Source organism: Methylibium sp. (assembly GCF_013817345.1).
Lineage (GTDB): Bacteria > Pseudomonadota > Gammaproteobacteria > Burkholderiales > Burkholderiaceae_C > Methylibium.
The window spans coordinates 1-3,028 of the sequence record NZ_JACDCW010000191.1 but is presented as its reverse complement, the minus strand read 5'-3'; the positions used below and the strand labels follow the sequence as shown (position 1 = coordinate 3,028).

The window sequence follows — 3,028 nt, the reverse complement described above, 5'->3', positions numbered from 1 at the left end:
ACGGCACGCCGAACGCCGCAGCGCAGTCTGCCCCTGCCGCGCCGAACCCGGCCATCGCCCGCGCCTGCGCAGCGCGCACCGGCGCGGCCGACGGCGCACGGCCGCTGCAGCTCTACACCCAGGTCTACGACGAGGCCTCGCGTCAGCTCGCCCGCACGCTGCGACGGCAACTGCAGCAGGCCGCGGGCGATGCCGTGCAGGTCGCGCCGGTCGAAGACGTCACGCGCAGCGCCTCGCTGCGCGGTACGCGCCGCCCGGTGCCCTGGCCACACCCCACCTTCGTGCTGCACGGCGCGGCCGAGCGCACCTGCGCGCAGGCGCTGCGCCCCTTGATCCAGAAAGCCTGGTCGGTGCCCGGCCGTAAGCCGGTGGAGGTATGGATACGCCAGTTGCCCGAAGAGGCGGGCACGACCGAGCGGGTGCTCGAGTTGTGGTTGCCGCGAAGGGAGGACGCGAGCCGCAGTGTCGATTTCTGGTGAGCCAAGCGAACGGCGCGCGGCTCAGCCCGCGAGCACCCGCAGAATTTCGCGCCCGTAGGCCTCCAGCTTCTTCTCGCCCACGCCGCTGACCTCGCCCAGTTCGCCCAGCGTGCCGGGCGCCCGCCGCGCCATCTCGGCCAGGGCGGCGTTCGAGAAGACGATGTAGCTCGGCAGGTTGTGCTCGCGCGCAACCTCGCTGCGCCAGGCGCGCAGCGCCTCGAAGCGCGCCTGCGCGGCGGCGTCCAGGTCGGCCGGCGCGCCTTTTGCGGCCTTGCCGCCGGTGCTCGTGACGCGGCCGGCGCGCTTGCTCCGTTTGGGCGCCTCGCTCGGCACGCGCAGCAGCAGTTGCACGCCACCCTTGAGCACCGCCCGCGCGCTTTCGGTCAGTGCCAGCGTGTTGTATTCGCCTTCGCTCACCACATGGCCGAGCGCCACGAGCTGGCGCAGCACGCCGCGCCATTGCTGCTCGGACAGATCGGCGCCCACGCCGAAGGTGGACAGCCGCTCGTGCCCGTGCTGCGCGACCTTCTCGGTCGCCTTGCCACGCAGCACGTCGATCAGGTGGCCGGCGCCGAAGCTGCGCGGCCCATGGCTGTGATGGCCGAAGCGGTAGATGCACGAAAGCGCCTTGCGCGCGGCCTCCGTGGCGTCCCAGGTGGCGGGCGGATTCAGGCAGTTGTCGCAGGCGTTCTGATAGGGGGCGCAGGGCCGCCCTTCTTCGCCGAAGTAGTCGAGCAGGCGCACGCGACGACAGTCGTGCGACTCGGCCAGGGCGAGCAGGGCGTCGAGCTTGCCGCGTTGCAGGCGCTTGAACTCGTCGGCCGCCGGGCTCTCGTCGATCATGCGGCGCTGGTTGACCACGTCGGCCAGGCCGTAGGCCATCCAGGCCTCGGCCGGTTCGCCGTCGCGGCCGGCGCGGCCGGTTTCCTGGTAGTAGCCCTCGATGTTCTTGGGCAGGTCGAGGTGGGCGACGAAGCGCACGTCGGGCTTGTCGATGCCCATGCCGAAGGCGATGGTGGCGACCATCACCACGCCGTCCTCGCGCAGGAAGCGGTTCTGGTGCTTCTGCCGAACACTCGCGTCATGGCCAGCGTGATAAGGCAGCGCGGCGATGCCCTCGCCGGCGAGCCAGGCGGCGGTTTCGTCCACCTTCTTGCGCGTCTGGCAATAGACGATGCCGGCCTCGCCGTCGTGTTCCTCGGCCACGAAGCGCAGCAACTGCTTGCGCGGGTCTTCCTTCTCGACCACGCGGTAGCGGATGTTGGGCCGATCGAAGCTGGCGACGAAGACGCGTGCGTCTTCGAGCTGCAGGCGCTGGACGATGTCGGCGCGGGTGTGGTCGTCGGCGGTGGCAGTGAGTGCGATGCGGGGCACGCCGGCGTAGCGCTCGTGCAGCACATGCAGGCCGAGGTAGTCCTCGCGGAAATCATGACCCCACTGGCTGACGCAGTGCGCCTCGTCGATCGCGAACAGGCTCAGCAGGCCGCGTTCGTGCAGCGAGTCGAGCTGCGCCAGCATGCGCGGCGTGGTCAGGCGCTCCGGTGCGGCATAGAGCAGCACCAGCCGCCCGCTGGTCATCTCGCGCTCGATGCGCTGCACGGTGCCGAAATCCTGCGACGAGTTGAGGAAGGCGGCATGCACGCCGGCTTCTTCGAGTGCGCCGACCTGGTCGTGCATCAGCGCGATCAGCGGGCTCACCACCACCGCCACGCCGCGCCCGGCGCGGTGTCGGGCGATGGCCGGCACCTGGTAGCACAGGCTCTTGCCGCCGCCGGTGGGCATGAGCACCAGCGCGTCGCCGCCGGTGCACACGTGCTCGATCACTTCGCCCTGCGCGCCGCGAAAGGCGTCGTAACCGAACACCTCCTGCAGGATCGCGAGCGGGTCGGCAGTAGTGGGAGCGAGGGAGGTGGCAGGCAGCATGAAGGCGGTGTCGGGCAGGGGCGCGGCGCTCGCGCAGCCCGCGATCGTAGCGGGCGGTCAACCCCTCGGCGGTGTGTACCTTGGGGGCGGTTCGGCGCAGGTCCATGCGGCACAATCTGCGGTCGTCTCGCGCTCAGGAGCAGCCCGCATGGCCTCAGTCAACAAAGTCACCCTCATCGGCAACCTCGGGCGCGACCCCGAGAGCCGCAGCTTCCCCGACGGCGGGACGATCTGCAACGTCACGATTGCCACCACCCGGCGCTGGAAGCAGCGCGATTCCGGCGAGATGCAGGAAGAAACCGAGTGGCACCGCGTGGTCTTCCGCGACCGCCTGGCCGAGATCGCCGGTGAGTACCTGAAGAAGGGTCGCCCGGTCTACGTGGAAGGTCGCCTCAAGACCCGCAAGTGGACCGACAAGGACGGCGTGGAAAAGTACACCACCGAGATCGTCGCCGAACAGATGCAGCTCCTCGGCAGCCGAGAGGGCATGGGTGGCGGCGACGCCGGCGACAGCGGATACGCTGAAAGCAGCGGCGGTGGCGGTGGCGGTGGCGGTGGCGGCGGCGGTGGCGAGCGCAGCGCCCGCCCGGCATCGGCCCCGCGCGCTCCAGCCGGCCGTGCCGCAC

Annotated in this window: 3 protein-coding genes; 2 read left to right on the top strand and 1 reads right to left on the bottom strand. The window is 70.7% G+C overall.

From position 1 onward, the window contains the following. Positions 1–479, top strand: a 479-nt coding sequence (locus H0W40_RS19750; RefSeq protein WP_292449615.1) for a hypothetical protein, incomplete at its 5' end; no start/stop codon positions are given. Positions 480–500: 21 nt separating this feature from the next. Here the strand turns inward: H0W40_RS19750 and recQ are convergent. Continuing rightward, positions 501–2,402, bottom strand: a complete 1,902-nt coding sequence (gene recQ / locus H0W40_RS19745) for a DNA helicase RecQ (RefSeq protein ID WP_292449613.1) — start codon at positions 2,400–2,402, stop codon at positions 501–503. 148 nt (positions 2,403–2,550) lie between these two features. On the opposite strand from recQ, the gene ssb reads away from it, so the two are divergent. Continuing rightward, positions 2,551–3,028, top strand: a 478-nt coding sequence (gene ssb / locus H0W40_RS19740) for a single-stranded DNA-binding protein (protein WP_292449611.1), incomplete at its 3' end; no start/stop codon positions are given.

What these genes read in the sequence shown, in the direction of transcription:
- recQ (WP_292449613.1), bottom strand. Translation starts at nt 2,402, where the DNA reads ATGCTGCCTGCCACCTCCCTCGCTCCCACTACTGCCGACCCGCTCGCG.